Genomic DNA, 24,121 nt, shown 5'->3' on the forward strand with positions numbered 1-24,121 from the left:
CGTCTCCGTTACACCTTTTCCACATTGACCAGGAACGCCTTAAATTCAGGCGTTTGCGTGTTGGCATCACCGACAAATGGCGTCAGGGTGTTAGCGATAAAGCCTTTCTTCGCCACACCTTCATAACCCCAGTGAATCGGAATACCGATGGTGTCCACTTTCTGGCCGTTCACATCGAGCTGGCGAATACGCTTGGTCACCACCGCTTTGGCTTTGATAAAGCCACGGTTGGAGGAGACTTTCACCGTGTCGCCGTGAGCAATGCCGAGTGAATTCGCGAGCTTTTCGCCAATCTCGATAAACTGCTCTGGCTGCGCGATGGCATTCAGTACCGCGTGTTTAGTCCAGTAGTGGAAGTGCTCGGTCAAACGATACGTGGTGCCGACATACGGGAATTTGTCATGCTTGCCCATAGCTTCCAGGTCACCTTTGAACACGCGCGCCGCCGGGTTAGAAACCACGTTCGGGTGCAGCGGGTTGGTGCCAAGCGGCGTTTCAAACGGCTCGTAATGTTCCGGGAACGGCCCTTCTGCCATCTTGTCGATAGCAAACAAGCGCCCTAAACCTTCCGGCTGCATGATGAACGGCCCAACGTCAGTGCCAGGTGCAGCAGTGCTGTAGTCGGCAATATCCGCGCCGCTCCACTTCGCCCCATCCCAGGAAATCAGGCGGCGTTTTTCATCCCACGGTTTACCTGCTGGATCAGCAGAAGCACGGTTATACAGAATGCGGCGGTTGAGCGGCCACGCCCAGGCCCAGCCTAGCGTGTTACCCAAACCAGACGGATCAGCGTTATCGCGGCGTGCCATCTGGTTGCCGTCTGGCGTCCAGGAACCGGCGAAAATCCAGCAGCCACTGGACGTGGTGCCGTCATCGCGCAGTTGTGCGAACGAGCTAAGCTGCTGACCTTTTTTCACCAGAACCGTACCGGTTGCCGGATCAACCACGTCCTGCAACGCTTTACCGTTGCTTTCCATCGCCACTTCTTCCGGAGCCGGGTTGTCTGGCGTCTGGTAATTCCAGGTCATGTTCAGCACTTGCTCAGGCAGCGCACCGCCTTCGCTTTGGTACATATGGCGCATACGGCTAAAGATACCCGCAAGGATTTCGCCGTCGTTCAGCGCTTCCCCTGGGGCATCCGCACCTTTCCAGTGCCACTGCAACCAGCGACCGGAGTTAACGATAGAACCGTTTTCTTCAGCGAAGCAAGTGGATGGCAAGCGGAACACTTCAGTCTGGATTTTCGACGGGTCGACATCGTTTATCTCGCCGTGGTTTTGCCAGAAGTTCGAGGTTTCCGTGTTCAGCGGGTCGATGGTCACGAGGAATTTCAGTTTCGACAGTGACGCAATGACTTTGTTTTTGTTCGGGAACGAGGCGACAGGGTTAAAGCCCTGGCACAGATAACCGTTCACCTTGCCCTGGTTCATCATCTCGAAATATTGCAGGACGTCGTAGCCCTTGTCCCACTTCGGCAACCAGTCATAACCCCAGCTATTTTCCGCTGTGGCTTTGTCGCCGAAGAAGGCTTTCATCATCGAAACGAAGAATTTCGGGTAGTTGCCCCAGTAGTTGACCTGGCCTTCCAGCAGCGGTTTCGGCGTGTTGGCAGCAAGGTAAGTCTGGAGGTCAGGCTGTTTTTCATTCGGCAGCGTCATGTAGCCCGGCAGGCTTTGTGACAGCAAGCCGAGATCCGTCAGACCCTGAATGTTGGAGTGGCCGCGCAGGGCGTTCACGCCGCCGCCTGCCATCCCCATGTTGCCGAGCAGCAACTGAATCATCGCCATGGTGCGAATGTTCTGCGCGCCAACCGAGTGTTGCGTCCAGCCCAGCGCGTACAAGAACGACGCGGTTTTATCTTTTACGCTGGTCGCTGCGATGTATTCACAGACTTGGATGAAGTCATCTTTCGGGGTGCCGCAAATATTGGAAACCACTTCTGGCGTATAACGAGAAACGTGCTCTTTGAGCAGGTTCCACACGCAACGTGGATGAGTCAGCGTCAGGTCGCGTTTGGCGAAGCCTTTTTCGTCCAGCTCATAATTCCAGGTGGTTTTGTCGTATTTACGATTTGCCGCGTCATAGCCCGAGAACAGGCCATCATCGAAGCTGTAATCCTCACGCACAATCAGATTGGCGTTGGTGTAAGCCTCAACGTATTCACGGTTGTATTTATTGTTGTTGATCAGGTACAGCAACACGCCAGACAAGAAAGCGATGTCTGAACCGGAACGAATCGGGGTGTAGAAATCCGCCACCGAAGCGGTACGCGTGAAGCGCGGATCGATAACAATCAGCTTCGCACCGTTGTGGATTTTGGCTTCCATCGCCCAGCGGAACCCGACTGGATGCGCTTCTGCCGCGTTTCCACCCATCACAATAACGAGATCGGCGTTCTTGATATCAACCCAGTGGTTGGTCATCGCACCGCGACCAAATGTTGGAGCAAGACTTGCTACCGTTGGTCCGTGTCAGACACGCGCCTGGTTATCTACGGCTAACATGCCGAGGGCGCGGGAAAATTTCTGGGTTAAATAGCCGGTTTCATTACTGGAAGCGGATGCGCACAACATGCCGGTGGAAAGCCAACGGTTAACCGTGGTTCCCTGGTCGTTCTGGGCAATAAAGTTGGCATCGCGGTCAGCTTTCATCAGTTTGGCGATACGGTCAAACGCCGTTTCCCAGCTGATTTGTTCCCATTTATCCGAGCCTGGGGCGCGGTAAGACGGGAATTTAAGACGGCTTTCGCTGTGGATGAAATCCACAAGTCCTGCGCCTTTAGGGCAAAGTGCACCACGGTTTACCGGATGGTCCGGGTCGCCTTCAATATGGAAGATAGATGCTTTGGCATTTTTCGCGCCGTCACCGAGGCTGTACATCAATAGCCCGCAACCGACGGAACAGTATGTGCAGGTGTTACGCGTTTCACGGGTACGTAGTAATTTGTATTGCCGTGTTTCCGCCAGTGCAACGCCTGGGGCAAAACCCAGTGCCGCTGCTGTAGTCCCTGCCATACCGCCAGCACAGATCTTAAAGAACTGTCTTCTGCTGACCTGCATGGGTGCTCCTTGTTTCGACATTTTCACATGACTTATAGGTGTATTTTTTTTGCGGTCTGCGCCGCAAAAGTCCACAATCAAACCGAACTGGAAATATCCCCTACTCCAGAAGGGTTAGTGTTTCCAGAATACCACATTAGAATTAAGGCTGTTCCAATCAGGTTAAGACAAAGTGAACAATTCCAACCCAAATCAAAGCAAAATTGTGAACGCCGTCACTGGTGCGCGGACTATCGAGCTATGGCAACGCCAGGATTTGCTCGAGTCCAAAGACGACTGGCTGGCTGAAGAAGTGCCAGTAGCGCTGGTGTACAACGGTATTTCTCACGTGGTCATGATGGCCTCGCCCAAAGATTTGGAACTTTTTGCGCTCGGTTTCTCTTTATCTGAAGGGATTATTGAATCTCCGGCAGACATTTATGGAATTGATGTTTTATCCGTTTGTAATGGCTTAGAAGTGCACATTGAGCTTTCCAGCCGCCGTTTTATGGGCTTGAAAGAGCGCCGACGCTCCCTTGCCGGGCGCACCGGCTGTGGCGTATGCGGTGTGGAGCAGCTCAATGATATTGGTCGCCCGATTACCCCGCTGCCCTTTACGCAAACCTTCGATTTAAACCAACTTGATGCCGCCTTAAACCAGATGCGCGAATACCAGCCGGTCGGGCAACTCACGGGTTGTACTCACGCCGCACTTTGGCTTGATGCAAACGGCACTATTCTGGATGGCAGAGAAGATATTGGTCGCCACGTGGCATTAGATAAACTGCTCGGTGCACGCGCTCGCGAGGCCTGGCACAACGGCGCAGTTTTAGTCTCAAGCCGTGCCAGCTATGAAATGGTGCAAAAATCGGCGCAGTGCGGTGTCGAAATTCTGTTTGCCGTTTCTGCCGCGACAACGCTTGCCGTAGAAGTGGCAAGCCGCTGCAATTTGACGCTGGTGGGCTTTAGTAAACCAGGTCGAGCCACGGTTTATACGCACCCGCAGCGGCTGCGATAATAATCACCTGCTTCAGCATTCGTTTTTAATGGTTAGCGGGTAACGGGTTTAGCCGCAAAGTAACGCCATAAACTGCGGGTAGCTCCTGATGCGTTCAATCTCATGCGCATCGTAGCGGTTTAACGCATTAGCTAAATAGCTGAAAATCTTTAGCTCCTGGCGCAATGCAGTGCTGGTGCAGGCTAACAACAGATGCGCAACAGACTCGCCGTTAATCATCACCGGGTGTTTCAGGCAAATAAAATAGCTGCGAAATTGATTGCTCGATTCACTCCAGCAATGGGGGATGGCGATATGATTGACGACCAGGTTTTCCCCTTCAGTTTCTCGTTGATAAACACTGTGCGCATCATCCTTATTTAAAAGCCCCCGCTTCACTAACCTGGCACAGATATCTTTGATGATGGTTAGCCACTGATCACCCGGAGTGTTGGCATAAACAAAACTGCACTCCTCAGGAATAAATTGCGGTAGCTTTTGTTTTATCAATGAATAATCCAGCTTCTCTTTCACCAGGTTTATGCCTGCCGGATTAATAATATTCTTGATAACCAGCATTTCCGTCACGAGTGTATCCAGTGGAAAAGCGCTGTTATTGATAATCAGCGCGGGAGTCATTTCTTCGCACAATGCGTACAACTCCGCAGGGTGGAGCGCAATAACCACCCGGCAATTATGCAACTCACGTTCAATAGCCAATTGATTGATAGTGGCGATGGCATTTTGCTCGGCGAGCAAAACAATGGTGTGCTTTTCACCCTGGTTGCGTTCCAGCGCACAGGCGAAATACAGGCCTATCAAATCGCTGTCATAAATTTCAATATTCAGCCGCTGCCTGATTTGGTTAATCAGCCCGATGCTGAGATCAAACGCCACTGGCCACGCTGCCTTCAGGTTGTTCATGGACCCTTGACGGCTTTCTTGTAACCATATAGGCCGCGCCGCACACCGCGCAATATGAGCAGTCAGGTCATCAATCAGTTGCTGATCCAGTTCCCCCAAACCGTGGCTAATCAGTAACTCATTCGTCAACTCGCCTATCACTGTGGTGGTGACTTGCGAAGCACTGTCTTGCAGCGCTTTTACCAGCGAATCGGCTTCCTTCAGCGCGTCATGAGAAAGGTACAGTCCAGCTGCTTCGTAAGCGGCATGGAAAGTCTGGCTGTTGCCTGCCGGTACCGAAGGCGATTTTTGATTTCGCAGCGCGTAAACCGCCAACAACAACGTTGCGCAGTATTCGGAGTTATCGCTGATGCCTTCAATATTCTGTTGCAGAACCTGAAAGACCCGGCTTTCAAGGTTAAGACTGGTGCAGACTGCCGACGGCGCTTTTTTGATTAAATTAGCCAGAATGATCAGCCTCTTTCGACGCGGCTCATCAATATAGTGCCCGGAGTTTGGCCTGCTGGTGATCCTGAAGCACCGTGAGGTTCGCTGCTTGAGCCGTGCAAGTTGGTCGTTAACGATTTTCTCAGGCAAATTGAGGGCTTCTGCCAGTTGCAGCCGTGTGGTGTACAGGTTCGTGAGTAAGACAAAAAGCATTCTGTCATCGTTATCATGGCGCTGTAACTGCATGAAATAACGGTTTCTGTCGAAAATATCTAACTGGTAGCCACTACCGTTAGTGCTAATACGTGCCGCATCGCTGAGAGTAAAATTCAGGTAGTCGATATCGCGCAGCACAGTCCGGCTGGAGACATTTCCCCCGCTCGCCAACTCCTTCATGGTCAGGTTCTGGTTTTCCAGTCTTTCGAGCAGGGACAACTGACGTTCACTAAGCATTGATGGCGTACCGGGTTGAAGAAAACATAACCACTTTTGCGATTCGCCCGGAAAATGGCAAGCATCAAAAAACGGGTTTGCGAGATACATTCCAGAACTTACGCAATCCCGTAATTATCTTTAAATATAAGTATTTACCTCATCAATAAATGAAGCGTTAATTCTATTAAGAAGATGATGAATCATGCTAAAAGCCGCTGCATAATCGTTCCCGGAAATCATCGAACTATTCGCGTGCAGATAACGTGTTGGCAGGCAAATGGACACGACCGGGCGGCCTCCTCCCATCACATTAAAACGCCCGCCGTCTGTGGCTCCCGTTTTCATTGTGCAGAACTGCACGGGCGCGCCTACGGCTTCACTACTTTGCTTCAGCGCTGTCACCAGCTTTTGATTGGGGAAATAACGTTTATCAAACAGCATTACCGCCGGGCCGTGGCCAAGTTTGAGCGGGAATTTAATGGGGTCGATGCCGGGAATATCCCCTGCCACGGCGGTATCCAGCACAATCACAATATCCGGTTTAACGAATTCGGCAGACGTTTGAGCCCCGCGCAGACCGACTTCTTCTTCCACCGTCGCAATGCCGTAGAGCGTGATGTCAGGGTTATTAACACTCTCAAATAACTCCGCCATTAATGCGCAACCCGCACGATTATCCAGCGCTTTCGCGGTGATTTTATCTTCGCCCCAGCGGGCAAAATTGGCCTCAGGGCTAATGAAATCCCCAATAGCGATGCCGCGCGAACAGACTTCTTCCCGGCTGCTGGCACCGATATCAATAAACATTTCTTCGTGCGCCATCGGCTGCTGTTTTTGCTTTTCACTTAAGGCATGAGGCGCTACGGAACCAATCAAACCGGGGATTTTCTCACCGCTACGGGTTCTGATTGTTACGCGGTGATTCAGCATTGACTGGTTCCACCATGACCCAATGGTATCGAACCAAATAAAGCCTTGTTCGCTGATGTGTTTCACCATAAAACCGACTTCATCCATATGGCCGACTATCGCCACTTTCGGGCCTTTATTGCCTTTGCAGGCGATAAAACTGCCCAGCCCATCGAACGTAATTTCATCCGCGAAGGGACGTAACTGGTGCGCCAGAATTTGGCGGACTTCATGTTCGTCACCACTGACTGCGCTGGCGTCACAAAGCTGTTTTAAGAAGTTAAATTTCATGAGCAACGTCCTGTTTTGCGGCGAGTTTACGAGCGCTATGTTTAAGCCAGGCACCTTTGAGCACAATAATCAGCGTGATGTTCAACGCCAGTCCTGCGGCGAGCACCGCATAAAATGGAATGACCGGAGACATCAAACCAATCAGCGGGTCGAATACGCCAAGGCCCGGCGCCAGGCGTTGAATACCAAAGGCAATAACCAACATTCCAGTGATCCCACCGCTTAAAGTATTCGCGGTAATCATCGGTAACGGTGCAGCCAGCGCATACGGTATTGCCGGTTCGGTTGCCACGGTAGCCCCCACCACAATCGCGCTGCCTGCGGCGTCTTTTTCCTGCTGGGTAAACAGTTTTGGCGCAATAAAGGTGGCGATACCGGCAGCCATCGGCGGCATTAATGCCACCACGCCGACAATTGCGTACCAGTCATAAATGTGTTTTTCGAGCAGTGAAAAGCAGAAGAACCACGCAGTTTTGTTGATTGGCCCACCCATATCAAATGCCAGCATGGCCCCAACAAGGAACGCCGCGCCCAGTTTCATCGACGGTGGAATGGTATTCAGGAAATGCAGCAGCCCGTCCATGATGCTCGCCATAAACGGCCCGACAACGTAATACGTCAAAACACCAAACACGAAAAGCGTAACGAAAGGGATCAGCATCGAGCCAAGCAGAGGTTGCAGCGCCTTGCCCAGTTTGACTTTGCGGAAGTAACGAACGAAGTACCCAATCGCCAGGCCGAGCACGACCGCGCCCAAGAATCCCGCACCAGATTGCGTGCCGAGCAAGCCTTTGTCATTTGCGAGGTAACAGACGATAAACGCCGGAGCAAACGCGGGTTTATCGCTAATTGACCAGGCGATATATGCGCCCATTATCGGGATCATAAATTTGAAGCCAAGATAACCGATGGACTCGATAATCCAGCTAAACGACGGCGCGCCTTTGCTCATGTCCTGATACGGCAGGCCAAATTGCACCAGCATATTGGCGATTGCCACCAGAATACCGCCGCCAATCACGAACGGGAGAGCGGCCGAAACACCTGCCATCAGGTGGCTCATCACGCTGCCCTGCCTTACTTCCTGATTTCCCAGCTTCACACCGCCATCTGCCGCGAAAAGTTTTGAGTGCGTCGGTAATTGTTCAAAGATCTGATTAATGTTTTTCAGCGCTTGCGAGATAGGCAATTCATACACTTTTTTCCCGGCAAAACGGGCGCGGTCGTCTTCGTTTAATCCGCGTCCAATAGCAAGAATAACGTAGTCCGCAGCGGCGATTTCGCTGTCCAACAGGCGGTTTTCGACTCCGTTTGCACCTTGTGTTTCAACTTTAATGACATGCCCGAGCGAACGGGCTTTTTGCTCCAGCGCCTCAGCCACCATGTAGGTGTGGGCAATCCCCGCCGGGCAGTTTGTTATAGCGACAAGTTTGAGAGGGGCTTCCATGGCGTGTTCCTCAGGCTCAGGAGAGAGTTTGGTTGAGCAGCGCGACGACATCCTGCGCATTGCCGGTTTTCAGCTGTTGGATAAAATCCTGGTGAATAATTTTGCGGCACAATGTGGAAATCACATTCACCTGTTCTTCGCCGCCGATCTCGGGAATGCCGATGCAAATCCAGCAGTTAACCCCTTCGCCATCCATCGCTTTCCAGTCAATATCCAGGGCGCTTCTGGCGAACAAAACAAAAGGTTTTACTACCGCAGCGCTTTTGCCGTGGGGAACCGCCACACCAGAACCAAAACCCGTGGAGTGGTTTTGTTCACGCAGCAATAGCGTTTGCATAAAGGCTTGTTTGTCATTGATGTAGCCAAGATCTGCCGCCATTGCAGCAAGGTTTTTCAGCACTGAATAAGCGCTGTTGCCGCCAATATTGAGGTTTACCGCATCGGCATTGAGGAAGGACATCTGTTCGCTCCATCGAAGATTCAAAGCGATAGTGTAGAAAGTTAAACGCCTGCAAATAACAGCGGATATGTCACAGACCCGGTGACATATTTGCGACTCTTAATCACGTTATTCTGTGGACGGGTACACATTGTTGCGGGAAACTAGCTTTCAGCTCCGCCACTTACTCACCAGACACGGATTTTTATGTCGCTTAAAGCCATCGCCAAACAACTCGGACTTTCTGTTACTACTGTCAGCCGCGCGCTGAACGGTTATGACGATGTATCGCAAGAGACAAAAGCACGTGTCGAAGCCGAAGCGCAGCGCCGTGGTTACCGCCCAAATACCTTTGCCCGCCGCCTGAAGATGGGCAAAATTGATGCCGTTGGCCTGGTTTTCCCTGTTCATCCGGTGCCGCTCAATAACAGCGTCTTTATGGACATGGTCGGCGAAATTAGCCGCGAACTGGCGCAACATGAAGTGGATTTACTGCTTATTGCCGATGACGACAATGCCGATCGGCACGGATTTATGCGCATGGTGCAAGGCCGCCGTGTCGATGCGCTGATTGTGGCTCACACGCTCGATAACGATCCACGTTTGCAACAGCTACAATCTGCCGGCTTCCCGTTTTTAGCGCTGGGTCGCAGCCAACTGTCTCAACCTTACGCATGGTTCGATTTTGACAATCACGCTGGCACCTTTAATGCGGCTAACCACCTGATTTCACTCGGACATGAGCGAATCGCGCTGCTTGGTGAAAATAACTACCAGGCGTTTATCACGCAACGCCGCAACGGTTATCTTGATGCACTCGCAAACCGCCAGCTATCCACGAATTATCTACGCGAAGTGCCACCAACCCGCCGCGCGGGTTACAAAGCCGTGCAAGAGTTAATGGAGTTACCCTCGCCACCCACGGCGATAATTACCGACTGCAACTCGCATGGCGACGGTGCCGCGATGGCATTGCAGCATATGGGATTGCTGACGGGTGAAAACCGCGTGTCCCTCGTGGTTTACGATGGTTTGCCAACAGACAGCATTGTCGAAACTGACGTCGCCGCCGTGATTCAATCGACGCGTGAAGGTGTCGGAAAGCAAATCTCAAGCATGGTGCTGGACCTGATTTCCGGCCAACCTATCGATTCCCTGCAAGTACTTTGGCAACCGGAATTTTTTCCCGGCGTCACCACTAATCCCCCAGCCTGATTTTCACTGATTTTATAATCACGATCACATTACCGAAACGTTTTGGTTGGCATCCGAAACGTTTCGGATCAACAGTAATGACATCACTTTCCCGGAGATGCCATTCATGGAACCGATTTATCATCGCTTAACCAGCGCCCAAAGCGACATCGTTATACGAACCCAACCTTTCGCTGAAATTGTCTACTGGGGCCAGCATCTTGCGCACTTTTCATCACAAGATTGTGCCAGCCTGGAGCGCCCAATCGCCAATGGCCGCCTTGATATTGATACGCCGATAACCTTAGGTGCAGAACTCGGGTGCGGTCTGTTTGGCTCGCCGGGGATTGAAGGCCACCGCAACGGCCTGGATGCCTCCCCTATCTTTACCACCACGCAGGTGGAACAAAACGGCCAGAATTTAACGATCACCGCTGAGGATAAGCAGGCCGGTTTGCGCCTGATTAGCGAGCTTCGTCTTGATAGCAGCGGCGTGTTGCAAATTCGCCATGGGCTGACCAACTTACGTGCGGCTCCGTGGCAAGTGGAGCGTCTGGCTATCACTCTGCCCATTGCTGAACGCGCCCTGGAAGTCATGGCGTTTCATGGGCGCTGGACACGTGAATTCCAGCCACACCGCATTCGTCTCGAACACGACAGCTTCGTGCTGGAAAATCGCCGTGGGCGCACCTCGCATGAACATTTCCCGGCCATGATTGCGGGAACGGCCGCATTTAGTGAACAGCAAGGCGATGTGTGGGGCGTGCATTTGGGCTGGAGCGGCAACCATCGTCTGCGCTGCGAAGTGAAAACGGATGGCCGTCGTTATCTGCAAGCCGAAGCGCTATATCTGGCGGGAGAAATGGCGCTGGGTGAAGGCGAAACGCTGCACACGCCGTGGCTTTATGCCAGCCATTCTGGCAATGGGCTGAACGGTATGAGCCAGCAGTTCCACCAATTCCTGCGCGAACAGGTTATTCGCTTCCCGGAAAATAAGCCGCGCCCGGTGCATCTCAATACGTGGGAAGGGATCTATTTCGACCATAACCCACAATACATCATGCAGATGGCGAGCCGCGCCGCCGAGTTGGGCGTGGAGCGTTTCATCATTGATGACGGCTGGTTTAAAGGCCGCAATCATGACCGGGCAGCGCTCGGCGACTGGTATCTTGACGAGCAAAAGTATCCGAATGGTTTGATGCCGGTTATCAACCATGTGAAGGCATGCGGCATGGAATTTGGTATTTGGGTCGAGCCGGAAATGATTAACCCGGATTCCGATTTATACCGTGCGCATCCTGATTGGGTGCTGGCGCTGCCGGGCTACGAGCAGGCAACCGGGCGTTACCAGTGGGTGCTGGACCTTAGCAATCCACAGGTGTTCGATTATCTTTTAGAGCGCATGAACTGGCTGCTGGGCGAACATCCGATTGATTACGTGAAGTGGGATATGAACCGCGAGCTGGTTCAGGCAGGGCATAATGGCAAAGCGGCAGCGGATGCACAAACTCGTCAGTTTTACCGTCTGTTGGACGAACTTAACCGCAAATACCCGCACGTTGAGTTTGAATCCTGCGCATCGGGTGGCGGTCGAATCGACTATGAAGTGTTAAAACGCACCCACCGTTTCTGGGCCTCAGACAATAACGATGCGCTGGAGCGTAATACCATCCAGCGCGGCATGAGCTATTTCTTCCCGCCGGAAGTGATGGGTTCGCACATCGGCAACCTGCGTTGCCACGCCACTTATCGCCAGCACAGCATTGAGTTTCGTGGCCTGACAGCCCTGTTCGGGCACCTGGGTATGGAGCTTGACCCGATGACGGCCGACGCTGCCGAAAGCGCAGGTTACGAGCGCTACGTGCAACTCTACAAACAGTGGCGACCGCTGCTGCATACCGGCAAACAGTGGCGCGTGGATATGCCAGATGCCACAACGCAAGTGCAAGGTGTCGTCGCGCAGGATAAGTCTCAGGCGCTGTATTTAGTCAGCCAACTGGCGATGCCGGATTATACGCTCGCCGGTAATTTGCGCGTGCCAGGGCTGGATCCTGCGGCACGTTATCGCATTACCTTGCTCGACCATCCACAAATCAGCGTGGTGGGCAAAGGCGGTCATACCATGCGCAAGCTGCCGGGCTGGATGGAAACAACGCAAACCGTAAGCGGAGAATGGCTGGCTCAGGCCGGATTAGCCCTGCCAATCCTCGACCCGGAAAGCGCCGTTTTGATTGGTTTTGAACGCGTGTAATTACATGATATCGGGGCGGCTCGCGCTGCCCCATCAAGTTTGTCCCTTTGAGGAAAACACAATGAGCATGCCTGCCTGTACCCATAAAAATAACCCTAATTTCTGGATTTTTGGCCTGTTTTTCTTTCTCTACTTTTTCATTATGGCGACCTGTTTCCCGTTTCTGCCCATCTGGCTTTCGGACGTGATCGGCCTGAATAAAACGCATACCGGGATCGTGTTTTCCTGTATTTCTCTGTTTGCCATTCTCTGCCAGCCCGTTCTGGGGGTAATCTCCGACAAGCTTGGGCTTAAAAAGCATTTGCTGTGGGTCATAACCCTGATGCTGTTCTTCTTCGCCCCCTTCTTCCTGTATGTTTTTGCTCCGCTACTAAAAGCCAATATCGTGCTCGGGGCGCTTGCTGGCGGGATTTATATTGGTTTTGTATTCTCTGCTGGTTCCGGCGCGATTGAGGCGTATATCGAACGCGTGAGCCGCAATAGCTATTTTGAATATGGTAAAGCGCGGATGTTTGGCTGCCTGGGCTGGGGGTTATGCGCATCGACCGCCGGGGTGTTGTTTAACGTTAATCCGGCGTTTGTGTTCTGGATGGGTTCAGGTGCGGCCGTGATTTTGATGGTGCTGTTGCTGGTCGCTCGCCCGCAGGCAAACCAGACCGCGCAGGTTATGGATTCTTTGGGTGCCAATCAGCGCCAGATTTCTGCAAAAATGGTCTTTTCGTTATTTAAAATGCCCAAAATGTGGATGTTCATTCTCTATGTGGTGGGTGTGGCATGCGTTTACGACGTCTTCGATCAACAGTTTGCGACCTTCTTTAAAACCTTCTTTGATACTCCGCAGCAAGGCACCCAAGCCTTCGGTTTTGCGACCACTGCCGGAGAAATTTGTAACGCGATTATTATGTTCTGCTCGCCGTGGATCATTAACCGCATCGGCGCCAAAAACACGCTGCTGATTGCCGGGGCGATCATGACCACACGTATCATCGGCTCGGCTTTCGCCACCTCCGCGTTTGAAGTGATTGCACTCAAAATGTTGCACGCGCTGGAAGTGCCGTTCCTGTTGGTTGGGGCATTTAAATATATTACCGGCGTGTTCGACACCCGCCTGTCAGCCACGATTTATTTGATTGGTTTCCAGTTTGCCAAACAGTCCGCGGCGATTTTCCTCTCGGCTTTTGCCGGAAATATGTACGATAAGATTGGCTTCCAGGATACCTATCTGATTCTGGGCGGTATCGTGCTGACCATCACCGTCGTGTCAGCGTTTACCCTGTCAAATCACAGAGTCCCGCTCCCACAAACTGCGGCAGCTCCGGCAAATTAAGGAAGAAAGAACATGTCAGTACGAAGAAAAATGGAAGTTGGCGAGCTGTATACGGACCACTGTGAAGGGTTGCCGGAAGAGCGCCGGGCAGGCAAAGAGTTGGTCTATGACTACAACATGACGCGCCCTTCGCAAGAGGCTCACCGTGCCGAACTGCTCCAGCAATTGTTTGGCAGCGTGGGCGAAAATTGCTGGGTCGAGCCGCCCATTCGCGTGGCTTATGGCAGCCACACGCATATCGGCAAAAACTTTTACGCTAACTTTAATTTCATCGTGGTGGACGATGCCACGGTGACGATCGGCGATAACGTGATGGTTGCACCCAATGTGACTATTTCTACCGCCGGGCATCCGATAGACCCGGAGATCCGCATCACCGGGCAGCAGTTCTCTTTGCCCGTCATCATTGAAGATAACGTGTGGCTGGGAACGGGCGTCATCATCAACCCAGGCGTGGTGATTGGCCGCAACAGCGTGATTGGCGCGGGCAGCGTAGTGACAAAATCTATTCCGCCAAACGTGGTTGCCGCAGGCGTGCCTTGCCGGGTGCTGCGTGACATTTCCGTGGAAGATAAATTGTCTTTTGCTGATTAGAATGCCCTTTTAAATGATGAAGACGGATGGCATATCCGTCTTCACGCTTATTTCTTTTAGACATCTAAATTAACCCCATTCCTTTTCAGCCATATAAAAATGCGTTAGTAGTCACATTTTTGAAAGCTAATAATTCCCCATCAAAACCAAATACACGCAGATATTATTAGTTTTCACCCACCAAGATTAATCCATTGAAATATAAAATATTTTCAACAAATTTTTTGCCTCCCGCCATTAATTAGCTGTGATTTATATCACAAAAAACGCCCCTTGAAACCCTCTGTCAATTACCTCCAGGCTTAAATGAATCCTGCTTTTGTGACATCCGTTGCAAATTCAAGTCTTGTTTAAAGGGAAAAATGTCTGCAAGCAAATAAACGAGGCGAGCGTCATGAGAATCGGCATGGTAATTAGCGGCGGTGATGTCACGGGAATAAATAATTTTGTTTTTCAGATTTCCCGACTGGCACAAGCAGAAATCGTTTTGTTTAACGGTGGTATTCCGGGTTTATTGCAGAATAATCACCAGGCTATTTCCGTACGAGATCTAGTGGATTTTTCTGTTGCTGCCATTCCGATTATGTCTTCAGGCAGAACTCATCGTAAATTAATGGGTAGCGAATATGAAACTATCGCAAAACAGTTAAAAACCCTGCATATCGATGTGCTTATTATGGCAGGCGGAGACGGATCCTTACAGTTTCTGAATAACCTTAGCGAATATGGTGTGAATTGTTTCGGTGTCGGTATGACTATCGACAACGATGTTTACGGCAGTGATTACACCATTGGTTTTTCAACCGCCTGTGAACAAGTCATTAAAGAAGTCGGCAAGCTGCGTAATACAGGCCGCGCTTTGCCAGGGCGGGTTTTTATGGTTGAGCTGCTCGGCGGCTACTGCGGTGAATTGACGCTGCAATCGGCGATTAAAAGCAATGCTGATTTTGCGCTCATCCCTGAATGCCAGCAGTCGTTGAGCGAACTGGCACACAAGATTAGCGCACGCCTTGAGACACAAAACAGCGTCGTAATCCTTTGCTCTGAAGGTTACACCAAAGAATATTCCCCCGGTTTCCAGGGGGCGATTGACACCATGATCAAACAGCTTGAGCCAAAAATTGGCGTACGAATTCGTAAGTCGATTATTGGTTATAGCTTGCGTAACGGTGACCCTACCTGCGAGGAAATTTATCAGGGCACTATTATGGCAGGTGAAGTCGTTCGTTGTATCCAGTCCGGCATGAGAAATAAAGCCATTATTATTAATTCGAGTAATAAACCGATCCCTATAGATTTAATCAGTATGCAAAAACGCCTCGTCGACACCGAAGGGCATCATTATAAATTAGCGAAGCAGCTCAATATTATTTGAGGAGACTTTCAATGCTTAAAATTCTTTGTGTATGCGGCTGTGGTTTAGGTTCCAGTTTCGCCATTGAAATGGCTGCAACTGCAGTACTTAAAAAACTTCAGATCCCGGCAGAAATTGATCACACCACCGTATCAGAGGCTGGGGCCTTTAAATCTGACATTATTTTAACGCAAAAAACCTTCGCCGATATTTTAACGGCCGATGCCAGCGAAGAGGAAATTAAACGCGTCATTGTGCTGCACCGTCTCACGGATAAAGACGAAATCGAACAAAAGATTGTCGCCTTTTTAAAAGAACGCAATGTGAAGGTATTCGACCATGAATAGCATCATTAACTTTATTGTTAAAGACCTGCTAGGACAGGCATCAATATTGATTGCCTTTATTGCCATGCTCGGTCTTTTGCTGCAAAAAAAATCGAAGGGTAAAGTCGCGGAAGGGACGTTTAAAACGCTGCTTGGTTTTTTAATCATGATGGCGGGTATCAACATTATTGTTGATACGCTGACTTTCCTGAACGACATCTTCACCCACGGTTTCGGTATGAAAGGCTACATCACCGATGTGGCCGCTATTGCCGGCCTTGCAAACCGTGAGCTGGGTTCCGAAGTGGCACTCACGCTGATGGTGATATTTATCGTCAACATCATCATTGCCCGCATCACGCCGTTTAAGTACATATTTCTCACCGGGCAAGCACTGCTTTGGATGGCAACGATTGGTGCAGTTATCGGCTATAAAGCCGGGCTGACCGGGCTACCGTTGATTCTTACTGGCGGGATCTTCGGCGGAATGATGGCGGTGCTGATGCCTGCTCTCGCTCAACCTGTGGTACGCCGCATTACCGGTTCTGACGATGTCGCTCTGGGCCACTTCTGCACTATTGGTTATCTGGTGCAGGCTGCGGTGGCGAAGGTTGTCGGCAAGGGCTCTAAATCTACCGAAGATCTGGTGCTACCGGATAACTTCAAATTCTTGCAGGACACTTACCTTTCGATGGCCGTGGTGATGATCCCTATGTACCTCATCCCGGCGCTGGCGGCAGGCCCGGAATACATCGGCCAATACTCCAACGGCGTGAATTACCTGATGTTTGCGTTTATGCAGGCAATTCAGTTTGTTGCAGGGGTATTCGTGCTCTATAGCGGTGTGCGTTTGCTGCTTAACGAACTGGTGCCTGCGTTCCGTGGTATTGCGATGCGCATCGTACCGGATGCCAAACCGGCGCTGGACTGCCCGGTGCTGTTCCCTTACGCCCCCAATGCCGTAATTGTTGGTTTCCTTGCCACAACTGTCGGCTCCATCATCGGCATGATTGTCTTCCCAATGTTTGGCCTGGCGATGATTCTGCCTGGCTTGTTGACCAACTTCTTTGCTGGCGGCACTGCTGGGATTTTCGGTAACGCAATGGGTGGCAGACGCGGTGCAATCATTGGCGGCGTAGTGCACGGCCTGTTTATTACCTTCCTGCCAGCCATCCTGGTGCCAATGCTTGAAAGCTACGGCTTTACCGGTGTGACTTTCAGTGATTCTGATGTGATCAGTAGCGGCCTGATTTTGGGAAATGTATTCCAGAATAACTGGACGTTTGTCGGCTTATTCATCCTGTTCGTAGCGCTTATCGCCTGGTTCGTGAATGGCAAATCAACCAAACCTCAAGAGGAAAAAGCACATGAGTCTGTATAACTTCCCGGATTTATTACAGGTAGCCAAAGAGCGTAAATTTAAAGCGGTAGGCTCCTTTAATTTGCATTGCCTTGAAATGCTGCCCGCTTATTTTAAAGCTGCCAAAGCAACCAATAGCCCGTTAATGATTCAAATTTCTACCGGGACGGCGGAATATTTAGGTTATCGTTTATTAGTAGATTCCATTCGTTCTTTATCCGAAAGCCAGCAAATACCCACCTGCTTGCATCTGGATCACTGCTCAGATATTGAGTCCATTAAAACAGCCATCGATGCCGGGTTTAGTTCAGTAATGTATGACGGTTCCCATCTGGACATGGCAGATAATATTGCTAATACCCGTAAGGTTATTGATATTGCTCGCCCGCGAAATATCTCTGTAGAAGCAGAATTAGGCGCGATTGGCGGCTCAGAAGATGGCAAAGCGGTTGCCATGGAAGATATTTGCTTTACCACCACCGAAGACGCCAAACGCTTTGTTGATGAAACCGGGGTGGATATGCTGGCGGTATCCGTCGGTACGGTACACGGCTTGTATACCGGCAAAGCGAAAATTCAGCATCAACGCCTGGCGGATATCAGCGAAGTGACCAAAACCCCGCTGGTACTGCACGGTGGCACAGGTGTTAGCGATGAAGATATGCGCCGCGCCGTCGCCGGAGGCATTGATAAAGTTAACGTCGGTACTGAAATGAACGTGCAATGGGTTGGACACTGCAAAGAAACCTTCGAGAAGGGCAAAGTGAATGACAGTGTGCGCAAATTTTTAATACCGGCAAATGATGCAGTCGCTGCTGTATTAATCGAAAAGATCGCATTATTTAAATAAAGCAGGCGTTATCCTCTACTCTTCATTGTAACCCTGGTTGCGTGGCAACCGTCGGGCGGGAGCTAGCTATGTTTGGATCTTTAAAAAAACTTTTCCACAGTGATAATTCGGATACGGCGCAATATGATATTCAAGCCGTACAACTTGAAACTGAATTAACTGCTCTGGAAAACACGTTAACGGAAAACCCAAATAATGGCGAAACACAAAAAGCATTAATGTTGCGCTATAACCAGGCGTTACAAGTTTTTGCGAAGAGTAAAACACACCGTCAGCATATCGATGCTTTATTTGTCAAAATTGATGAGCTGAGAAATATTATTCGTAAGAATATTTAGGGAGAACTCATGGCCATTAAAGAGTTATTAATTGAAGCGCAGGCAATACAAGTTGGCGTGCGCGAAACGGACTGGAAAAAGGTGATTAGACTGGCGGCTCAACCGCTGGTTGATAATGGCTATATCCTGTCTTCCTATCATGAGGCAGTGATTAATAACACTCTGGAGCATGGCGCGTATTACGTTTTTGAAGAGGGCGTCGCCATGCCCCATGCCCGCCCCGAATGCGGGGTGATAAAAAATGGCTTCAGTCTGGTTTTGCTTGATGAGCCCATCGCCTTTGCCGACAGCGAAAAGGCCGATATCGTGATTATGTTTGCCGCCTGCGACAGCAACGGGCACATCGAAGAAGGTATCCGCGCGATTGTGAATTTGTTGGGCGATGATGATGTGATGGCAAAACTGCGTCGGGCAAAAGGTAAGGAAGAGGTGATCGCAATATTATGAGCCAGACCACGCGAACACAGGGCAAAACGGTGGTACTTGTGAACGGCGTACCCGCCTCAGGAAAAAGCACTATCGCCCGTTTGTTGTCCGAACATTTTGCGCTACCGATTCTGACCATCGATGGCATAAAAGAGCCTTTTATGGCCCAGTTCGATGAAATTGATCGGCCGTTCAACCGCCGCCTCGGAAGTGCCGCTTATGAGGTCATTTGGTCGATAGTGGCCGATAGCCCAATGCAATGTGTCTTTATTGTCGATGCATGGTTTGGCTTCCAACCGAAAGAAGCACTTGAACGATATCTTGAGCAAGCGGGCGTCACCCGGGTTCTGGAGGTATGGAACCAAATTCCTGGCCCCCTCGCCGCTGAACGCTATGCGCAGCGGCTTGGCGTAAGACGCCACGGGCACCCAGGGGAAGAATATCTGCCGGAGTTGGTAAAACTTGCGGATAACGCAGAACCGATGTCGCTTGGGCCGGTTTACATCGTGGACCACCGCGAGCCGATAGACAGAGCCGGTCTCGTGGCATGGCTGGATAATGGAATGGGCCAATTAGGGCGAATTTTCCCGGCTATATAGACTCCACTTTTTCCCCATTCTGCCGATAACTTAAACACGCGCCAGGGCGACTACCCGCCAGGTTACCGAGCAGAGGTTTAAATGGATAGTTTTCAAAAAGATATTGATGAAAGGGCTAACCTGGCGTTATCCAACAAATTTGAGTTGTTGTTGTTCCGCTTAGGAGAAGGCCAGCACGGCGGGAATTCTGAGCTGTATGGCATTAACGTTTTTAAGCTACGTGAAATTGTGCCAATGCCAAAAATTAACCGTGCGGCGGGCATGAAATCGCCCCTGCTGGGCATGGCGAATATTCGCGACCAGTTTATTCCGGTCATCGACTTACCCGCCGTTACGGGTTGCACGCCACAAACTGGCTTGAATTTATTGCTGATAACCGAGTACGCCCGCAGCACACAGGCTTTCGCGGTGGAGTCGGTAGAAAATATTATCCGCCTCGACTGGAGCCAGGTTCACGCCGCCGAATCCGGTGTGAGTAGCCGCAATATCACCAGTATCGCTTCACTCAATAGCGACGAATACAAAGGCGAACTGGCGCTGGTACTCGATGTTGAACAGATTCTTTACGACATTATCCCTTCCGGGCGCAAAGTCGATATGGCGGCCATCGAAGGGAACACAAACCCTTTGAAACCGGGTGCTGTCGCGATTGTTGCAGAAGATTCAAAAGTCGCCCGTTTGATGCTTGAGCAAGGCCTGAAAGGCATGGGTATTCCGGTGATGATGCATTCCACGGGGCTTGAAGCGTGGGAGAAAATAAAAGTGATTGCCGCAGAAGCCAAGGCCGCTGGCCAGCCGATCACCGACCGCATTGGTATGGTTTTAACGGATATTGAAATGCCAGAAATGGACGGATTTACCCTGACGCGAAATATCAAAACAGATATCACGTTAAAACACATTCCGGTGGTGATTCACTCGTCGCTTTCAGGCAGCGCCAACGAAGATCACGTCCGCAAAGTGGGCGCGAACGGCTATGTGGCGAAGTTCGATGTGAAAGAGCTTTCACATGTGATTAATAAGGCGCTGGAAGGTGCGGTGGTTTAAACAGGCGAAAACGGTGGATAGGCGCTGAGGTTTGTCCACCCTACAAAGCCTGTTTATTACCTGTTACTTGCCCACCCAGCTATTTTTTATTTTGAATTTGTCTGCGCGGTTGTAGCTGCACGAAAAGTTAATCGATTTGCCGTCTTCAAGTTTGGTCACACCGAACACTTTCTACTTTTCCTTATCTGATTCCTAATTTTTAAACATCTAATATCTTGACTAAAGTCACAGTTATTTTTCCTTTCCAGCTCTATTTTTGCATCCCACAAAAAACATATCTTTTTGATTTTATTATATTTGTTTTAAATATGAGTGAAGGTGAATTATTTACCCTACTCAATGATTCCACGCTTTGTTGAAGGAATAACATCATGGCCTCAGACGGCACCCGCTTTACCTTCACCGCCGGGCGTACTCCGGCGGACACCTTTGCGGTGGTGAACTTTAAGCTTAAACAGTCCCTCTCCTCCCTGTTCAGCCTGGAGATCACCGTCGCCTGTCACGACCCGGCTATTGGCTTTAAAGCCATTCTCGACGAATACGCGCTGCTCACCATCTGGCAGGGCGAGGTGATTAAGCGCCGGGTGCGAGGTATCGTCACCTTCTGCGAGCAGGGCGACAGCGGCAAACATCAGACGCTCTACCGCATGACGGTGCGCCCGGAGTTCTGGCGCAGCTCCCAGCGGCAGAATTGCCGCAGTTTTCAGAATTACGACATCCAGTACATCTTCGCAAAGCTGCTGAAAGAAATGCGTATCCGCACGCATGACGCCCTGTTCCGCCGCCCGCATCCGGCTCGGGAATTCTGCGTGCAGTTTATGGAGTCGGATTACGATTTTATCGCCCGTCTCGCCGCCGAAGAAGGGATATTCTTTTTCGAGGATGAATATCTGGACGACCGTGACCAGAAACTGACCTTCACCGATGACCGCTGCAACCTGCGCGGCCTCGGGGCTTTCCCGTACAACCCGAATGCCGCCTCTGAATCGTCCACGTACTGCATCAACACCTTCTGCCGCAGCGCGCAAATCCGCCCGGCAAAAGTCACTACCCAGGATTACACCTTCACCGCGCCCGGCTGGCAGGCGCAGTATCAGGAAGAAGGCGCAGACCTGTCGTATCAACGTCCGGACTATGAAATCTTTGACTATCCGGGGCGTTTTAAAGACGAACAGCACGGGGCCGATTTTGCAAAGTATCAGGTCGAGGGCTGGCGCAATAACGTCGATTTTGCCCGCGGCACCAGTAATTGCCCGCAGTTACAGCCGGGGCGCTGGTTCACCCTTACCGACCATCCACGCGAGGATTTAAACAGCCCGTGGCAGGTGGTGTCGAGCGAGATGAGCGGCAGCCAGCCGCAGGCGCATATCGGCAGCGTCGGCCAGGGCACCACGCTCACCAACAGTTTTCATGTTATCCCTGCCACCCAGACCTGGCGCCCGGCGCCGCTACCGAAACCGCTGGTGGACGGCCCGCAAATCGGCATTGTCACCGGTCCTGCCGGGGAAGAAATCTACTGCGACGAGCACGGGCGCGTGACGGTGAAATTTGCCTGGGACCGCTACAACAAAAGCAACGAGGAAAGCTCGTGCTGGGTGCGTGTCTCTCAGGCGTGGGCAGGCACGGGATTCGGCAACATCGCCATCCCGCGCGTCGGCCAGGAAGTGATTGTCGATTTTCTCAACGGCGACCCGGACCAGCCGATTATCACCGGGCGCACCTATCACGCCGCCAACCGCGCACCGGGCGACCTGCCGGGGACTAAAACCCAGATGGCGATACGCTCGCAGACGTATAAGGGTAATGGATACAACGAACTGATGTTTGACGACCAGACCGGCCAGGAGCTGCTGTCGATGCATGCCCAGAAGGACATGAAGACGGTGGTGCTCAATAACCGCGATACCCACGTGAAAGTCAACCATATGGAAACGGTGGGTAAAGGACAGACCGTTATAGTAGGTCAGAAAAAAGAAGCGGGTCACGATCAGAAAGTGATGGTGGCAAACGATCAAAGCGTGACAGTGGATAATGACCAGAGCATCACAATAAACCACGATCGGCGAGTGAATGTTGGTGCCGAACAGCACACCACAGTGCAAAAAAATCTGACAGTCGATGTACTGGAAGAAAACATGACAGTGAATGTTAAAAAAGCCATTAGCTACAACGCCGAGGAAAAGATCGAATGGATTTGCGGCAAATCCAGCATCACACTCACCAAAGATGGCACCATCGAAATCAAAGGTATTTCCATTACAAACACCGCTGAAACGGATTACACCGTCGGCACAAAAATCCTTAGAGCTGACGGCAGCGTTGAGCATGTGCTTACAGGCGCAATTTTGAAACTCAACCCATAAACAGGACGTTTATTACTATGGCTAGACCCGCAGCACGACAAAGCCTAGATAAAGCGGCTCATTCTGGACCGATAAATACAGGGAGTCATAATGTCACCATTGGTGGCTTACCCGCAGCCCGGCAGGGCGATACATTTATTTGTTTATTACACGGCCCTGGCAATATTGTCGCAGGCTCAAAGAGTGTAACAATCAATGGCGTTCCGGCTGCCAGAATGGGAGATATTACCCGTTGCAAAGTTGAATCATTGCCTCCAGTTAAAGGAAAAAAAACTTCGATATCTCACTTTCTGACACCGGTAAAAAATGCCAATCAAGATGGAACCGTTAAAACCCAAAAGCCAGATAATATTGCTCTACGAATATTTAGTATTTATTCAACCCAGTCAGATGAGTCAGATAATAATTCTTTTGACCAGGTTAAAACTGGCATAAGCATTACTGACTTTCAGATAAAAGATCATATTGGGGATTTCGATATAAACCTTGGAGGCTCAGTTGGAAAACTTGAAGGAACGGCGGGGTTAAATGATAAAGAGGGTGAATATGGTGCCGGAGCAAAAGGCAGAGCAACGGGTATTTCTGGAAATGCCGGAGTAAGCAGTGGAAAGGAAAACTCAGGGGATTATGCTGGCGCTAAATCAGAAGGCTCTGTGGGTTATGGTGATGCCAAAATTGAAGGGAATGTTATATATAAACCAGAAGATGAAAAATATGGTTTCGGGTTTGATATTGGTGCCGAAGCTGCGGTGGCACATGGGGAGCTGGAGGGATCATATGAAAATAAATATTTTGCAATAAAAGCAACACTTGGTGGTTCAGCTGGGTCTGTAGGGGCAGGTGGAGGGTTCAGTATTTCGTATGATTCTGATGATAGAGTACTGGAAGTAAGAATTACTGGTGAACTCGCATTGCTACTAGGGTTAAAAAGTGATCTGGCGGTGAGAGGGGGTGACTATGATAGTCCTGAAGAAAAATCAAAAAAACTCTCCGGCGTTGTATTAACTGGCATATCAACAGTAGTAATTGGTGGTTAATAACATGATTAATTTAATAAAAGTACTGTGTACATTCAAACCAATTATAACAAATTCTGTAGTACGCTTTATTACTGGATTTCCATTAATAATTGGTGTTCAAGAAATCGGAGAGTATTATCAGAATCTGGGTTTTGTTCTCACATCCA

At 50.6% G+C, this 24,121-nt stretch carries 20 protein-coding genes; 15 read left to right on the forward strand and 5 right to left on the reverse strand.

What is annotated here, in order from left to right; genetic code table 11:
- Positions 1-8: 8 nt before the first annotated feature.
- Complete coding sequence (fdnG, locus tag M2371_RS14385) at positions 9-3,059, reverse strand: formate dehydrogenase-N subunit alpha (protein ID WP_172893003.1); 3,051 nt, start codon at positions 3,057-3,059, stop codon at positions 9-11.
- Positions 3,060-3,231: 172 nt separating this feature from the next.
- Here fdnG and fdhD point away from each other — a divergent pair, with 172 nt between their 5' ends.
- Positions 3,232-4,056 carry a formate dehydrogenase accessory sulfurtransferase FdhD gene (gene fdhD / locus M2371_RS14390; protein WP_259268006.1) on the forward strand — a complete coding sequence of 275 codons (825 nt, stop codon included), beginning with the start codon at positions 3,232-3,234 and terminating at the stop codon, positions 4,054-4,056.
- A gap of 48 nt (positions 4,057-4,104) precedes the next feature.
- Here fdhD and M2371_RS14395 read toward each other — a convergent pair whose 3' ends face one another.
- The 4 genes from M2371_RS14395 to M2371_RS14410 all read right to left on the reverse strand — a co-directional run bounded on the left by M2371_RS14395 (position 4,105) and on the right by M2371_RS14410 (position 8,927).
- Complete coding sequence (locus tag M2371_RS14395; RefSeq protein WP_259268007.1) at positions 4,105-5,838, reverse strand: putative frv operon regulatory protein; 1,734 nt, start codon at positions 5,836-5,838, stop codon at positions 4,105-4,107.
- Between the two features lie 120 nt (positions 5,839-5,958).
- Positions 5,959-7,020, reverse strand: a complete 1,062-nt coding sequence (locus M2371_RS14400; protein ID WP_259268008.1) for an aminopeptidase — start codon at positions 7,018-7,020, stop codon at positions 5,959-5,961.
- Positions 7,010-8,467, reverse strand: coding sequence for a PTS fructose-like transporter subunit IIBC (locus M2371_RS14405; protein WP_259268009.1), 1,458 nt, complete (start codon positions 8,465-8,467; stop codon positions 7,010-7,012). Before M2371_RS14405 ends, M2371_RS14400 begins: the two co-directional genes overlap by 11 nt.
- Positions 8,468-8,483: 16 nt before the next feature.
- The gene (locus M2371_RS14410) at positions 8,484-8,927 is read right to left on the reverse strand and encodes a PTS fructose transporter subunit IIA (RefSeq protein WP_172892998.1); all 444 of its coding nucleotides are present in this window, start codon (positions 8,925-8,927) and stop codon (positions 8,484-8,486) included.
- A 186-nt stretch (positions 8,928-9,113) separates the two neighbouring features.
- Here M2371_RS14410 and M2371_RS14415 point away from each other — a divergent pair, with 186 nt between their 5' ends.
- The 14 genes from M2371_RS14415 (at position 9,114) to M2371_RS14480 (ending at position 23,972) form a co-directional block, all read left to right on the forward strand.
- A complete protein-coding gene (locus M2371_RS14415; protein ID WP_259268010.1) occupies positions 9,114-10,121 on the forward strand; it encodes a substrate-binding domain-containing protein in 1,008 nt (335 codons plus the stop codon).
- Positions 10,122-10,227: 106 nt separating this feature from the next.
- Positions 10,228-12,351, forward strand: a complete 2,124-nt coding sequence (locus M2371_RS14420) for an alpha-galactosidase (protein WP_259268011.1) — start codon at positions 10,228-10,230, stop codon at positions 12,349-12,351.
- A gap of 61 nt (positions 12,352-12,412) precedes the next feature.
- Positions 12,413-13,678, forward strand: coding sequence for an MFS transporter (locus M2371_RS14425; RefSeq protein WP_172892995.1), 1,266 nt, complete (start codon positions 12,413-12,415; stop codon positions 13,676-13,678).
- Between the two features lie 12 nt (positions 13,679-13,690).
- A complete protein-coding gene (locus M2371_RS14430; RefSeq protein ID WP_259268012.1) occupies positions 13,691-14,272 on the forward strand; it encodes a maltose acetyltransferase domain-containing protein in 582 nt (193 codons plus the stop codon).
- A 394-nt stretch (positions 14,273-14,666) separates the two neighbouring features.
- Complete coding sequence (locus M2371_RS14435) at positions 14,667-15,647, forward strand: 6-phosphofructokinase (protein WP_115627000.1); 981 nt, start codon at positions 14,667-14,669, stop codon at positions 15,645-15,647.
- An 11-nt stretch (positions 15,648-15,658) separates the two neighbouring features.
- Positions 15,659-15,973: a PTS sugar transporter subunit IIB gene (locus M2371_RS14440; RefSeq protein WP_034499295.1), complete on the forward strand. Its 315-nt coding sequence runs from the start codon at positions 15,659-15,661 to the stop codon at positions 15,971-15,973.
- The gene (locus tag M2371_RS14445; RefSeq protein WP_259268013.1) at positions 15,966-17,333 is read left to right on the forward strand and encodes a PTS sugar transporter subunit IIC; all 1,368 of its coding nucleotides are present in this window, start codon (positions 15,966-15,968) and stop codon (positions 17,331-17,333) included. Before M2371_RS14440 ends, M2371_RS14445 begins: the two co-directional genes overlap by 8 nt.
- Positions 17,320-18,162, forward strand: coding sequence for a class II fructose-bisphosphate aldolase (locus tag M2371_RS14450; RefSeq protein WP_034499299.1), 843 nt, complete (start codon positions 17,320-17,322; stop codon positions 18,160-18,162). Before M2371_RS14445 ends, M2371_RS14450 begins: the two co-directional genes overlap by 14 nt.
- Before the next feature lie 68 nt (positions 18,163-18,230).
- On the forward strand, positions 18,231-18,500 hold the full coding sequence (locus M2371_RS14455; protein WP_034499301.1) for a hypothetical protein: 270 nt from the start codon (positions 18,231-18,233) through the stop codon (positions 18,498-18,500).
- Positions 18,501-18,509: 9 nt separating this feature from the next.
- Complete coding sequence (locus M2371_RS14460; RefSeq protein ID WP_259268014.1) at positions 18,510-18,947, forward strand: PTS sugar transporter subunit IIA; 438 nt, start codon at positions 18,510-18,512, stop codon at positions 18,945-18,947.
- Positions 18,944-19,525, forward strand: a complete 582-nt coding sequence (locus M2371_RS14465; protein WP_172892992.1) for an AAA family ATPase — start codon at positions 18,944-18,946, stop codon at positions 19,523-19,525. The genes M2371_RS14460 and M2371_RS14465 overlap by 4 nt, the downstream gene beginning before the upstream one ends.
- 81 nt (positions 19,526-19,606) lie before the next feature.
- Positions 19,607-20,572 (forward strand): chemotaxis protein, encoded by a 966-nt coding sequence (locus M2371_RS14470; protein WP_259268015.1) that lies wholly within the window; start codon positions 19,607-19,609, stop codon positions 20,570-20,572.
- Positions 20,573-20,943: 371 nt separating this feature from the next.
- Positions 20,944-22,935: a type VI secretion system tip protein TssI/VgrG gene (gene tssI, locus M2371_RS14475; RefSeq protein ID WP_259268016.1), complete on the forward strand. Its 1,992-nt coding sequence runs from the start codon at positions 20,944-20,946 to the stop codon at positions 22,933-22,935.
- A 17-nt stretch (positions 22,936-22,952) separates the two neighbouring features.
- The gene (locus tag M2371_RS14480; RefSeq protein ID WP_259268017.1) at positions 22,953-23,972 is read left to right on the forward strand and encodes a PAAR domain-containing protein; all 1,020 of its coding nucleotides are present in this window, start codon (positions 22,953-22,955) and stop codon (positions 23,970-23,972) included.
- The last annotated feature ends 149 nt before the right edge of the window (positions 23,973-24,121 follow it).

Origin of the sequence: Buttiauxella sp. BIGb0471 (assembly GCF_024807715.1) — a bacterium.
Lineage (GTDB): Bacteria > Pseudomonadota > Gammaproteobacteria > Enterobacterales > Enterobacteriaceae > Buttiauxella > Buttiauxella agrestis.

Bases quoted from the DNA above. Each gene is read 5' to 3' on its own strand.
- M2371_RS14455 (WP_034499301.1), top strand. From the start codon at position 18,231: ATGTTTGGATCTTTAAAAAAACTTTTCCACAGTGATAATTCGGATACG.
- M2371_RS14450 (WP_034499299.1), top strand. From the start codon at position 17,320: ATGAGTCTGTATAACTTCCCGGATTTATTACAGGTAGCCAAAGAGCGT.
- M2371_RS14435 (WP_115627000.1), top strand. From the start codon at position 14,667: ATGAGAATCGGCATGGTAATTAGCGGCGGTGATGTCACGGGAATAAAT.
- M2371_RS14470 (WP_259268015.1), top strand. From the start codon at position 19,607: ATGGATAGTTTTCAAAAAGATATTGATGAAAGGGCTAACCTGGCGTTA.
- M2371_RS14425 (WP_172892995.1), top strand. From the start codon at position 12,413: ATGAGCATGCCTGCCTGTACCCATAAAAATAACCCTAATTTCTGGATT.
- M2371_RS14440 (WP_034499295.1), top strand. From the start codon at position 15,659: ATGCTTAAAATTCTTTGTGTATGCGGCTGTGGTTTAGGTTCCAGTTTC.
- M2371_RS14460 (WP_259268014.1), top strand. From the start codon at position 18,510: ATGGCCATTAAAGAGTTATTAATTGAAGCGCAGGCAATACAAGTTGGC.
- M2371_RS14465 (WP_172892992.1), top strand. From the start codon at position 18,944: ATGAGCCAGACCACGCGAACACAGGGCAAAACGGTGGTACTTGTGAAC.
- M2371_RS14400 (WP_259268008.1), bottom strand. From the start codon at position 7,020: ATGAAATTTAACTTCTTAAAACAGCTTTGTGACGCCAGCGCAGTCAGT.
- M2371_RS14415 (WP_259268010.1), top strand. From the start codon at position 9,114: ATGTCGCTTAAAGCCATCGCCAAACAACTCGGACTTTCTGTTACTACT.
- M2371_RS14480 (WP_259268017.1), top strand. From the start codon at position 22,953: ATGGCTAGACCCGCAGCACGACAAAGCCTAGATAAAGCGGCTCATTCT.
- M2371_RS14405 (WP_259268009.1), bottom strand. From the start codon at position 8,467: ATGGAAGCCCCTCTCAAACTTGTCGCTATAACAAACTGCCCGGCGGGG.
- M2371_RS14395 (WP_259268007.1), bottom strand. From the start codon at position 5,838: ATGCTTAGTGAACGTCAGTTGTCCCTGCTCGAAAGACTGGAAAACCAG.
- tssI (WP_259268016.1), top strand. From the start codon at position 20,944: ATGGCCTCAGACGGCACCCGCTTTACCTTCACCGCCGGGCGTACTCCG.
- M2371_RS14420 (WP_259268011.1), top strand. From the start codon at position 10,228: ATGGAACCGATTTATCATCGCTTAACCAGCGCCCAAAGCGACATCGTT.
- M2371_RS14430 (WP_259268012.1), top strand. From the start codon at position 13,691: ATGTCAGTACGAAGAAAAATGGAAGTTGGCGAGCTGTATACGGACCAC.
- M2371_RS14445 (WP_259268013.1), top strand. From the start codon at position 15,966: ATGAATAGCATCATTAACTTTATTGTTAAAGACCTGCTAGGACAGGCA.
- M2371_RS14410 (WP_172892998.1), bottom strand. From the start codon at position 8,927: ATGTCCTTCCTCAATGCCGATGCGGTAAACCTCAATATTGGCGGCAAC.